Consider the following 1,127-nt stretch of genomic DNA (forward strand, 5'->3'; position numbering starts at 1 on the left):
CATGCGCGCCCTTAAAAAGCGGCAGCAGCGACGGGTGCAAATTTATCGCGCGAACCCTGCTCGTAAAAACGGGCGTGAGAATCCTCATAAAGCCCGCAAGCACCGTAAGCTCCGCGCCGCTTTTTTCGATCTCGCGCACGAGCGCGGCGTCAAATTCCTCGCGGCTAGCGAACTCTTTGTGATTTAAGATCGCGCTTTTTAGACCGAATTTCGCGGCCTTTGCTATGCCTCCCGCGTTAGCTTTGTTGCTTAGCGTTAGCGCGACTTCGATCTTGGTTTGGCCAAAAACTTTGCCGTGCAGCTTCTGCAAAATCGCTTCTAAATTTGAGCCGCTGCCGCTAAAAAGCACGGCGAGCTTTTTCACAACCATTTTACCTCCTCGATGAGATCGAGCGGATTTAGCGCGTAGGAGTTTTTGGCGAAGGCTCGCGCGGCGAGCGCGTGGGCTAGGACGCCGCAGATTGAGGCTTGCAGAGGCGAGTAGCCTTGCGCGAGCAGCCCGCCGATGAGCCCTGCGAGCACGTCGCCGCTGCCGCCCTTTGCGAGCGCGGCGCTACCTTTGTCGCAGACGTAGATGACGCCCGCTTGGGCGATGAGCGTGTTTGCGCCCTTTAGCACGAGCACGCCGCTAAATTTCTCGCTCCATGCCCGCGCAAGCTCGAAGCGCCGCTCTTGCAGCTCGCTCACGCTAATATCTGCGATACCCGCGATCTTTAAAAGCGAGCAGAACTCCTTCGGATGGGGCGTTATGATTAAATCTGGGTTATTGCTAAGCAGGCTTAAAATTTCGCGTTCGTAGCACAGATCGGCGTCGATGACGCAGCTTTTGCCCCGTAGTGCGGCAAGATCGATCTTTCGCTCCCCCAGCCCGCAGCCGCAGACTACGACCCGCGCGGCATCGAATGAGCTTTTTTGCATCAAAATCGGGCTTAGATTTAACGGCTCATCGCTAACGACGCTAACGAGCCCGCTGCCGATCGCGTGAGCCGCTAGGGCCGCCATCTGTGCCGCTCCGCTCATCTGTCCGCTTACTACGTAGGTGTGCCCGAAATCGCCCTTGTTGGTGTTTTGTTTCCTGCGTAGCGGCAGCTTCAGATCGCTTTTTTGAAGCAGAAAATATTCGCTCC

General features: G+C 56.5%; 2 protein-coding genes. Both read right to left on the minus strand.

Annotation, left to right across the window (positions count from 1 at the left end; all coding sequences use genetic code 11):
• Positions 1 to 370, minus strand: a 370-nt coding sequence (locus Q0369_RS00390; protein WP_298094459.1) for a formyltransferase family protein, incomplete at its 3' end; no start/stop codon positions are given.
• On the minus strand, positions 361 to 1,127 hold a 767-nt coding region (locus Q0369_RS00395; RefSeq protein ID WP_298094461.1), incomplete at its 5' end, for an NAD(P)H-hydrate dehydratase. The genes Q0369_RS00390 and Q0369_RS00395, both read right to left, overlap by 10 nt.

This window comes from uncultured Campylobacter sp. (assembly GCF_938030685.1).
Classification (GTDB): Bacteria; Campylobacterota; Campylobacteria; order Campylobacterales; family Campylobacteraceae; genus Campylobacter_B.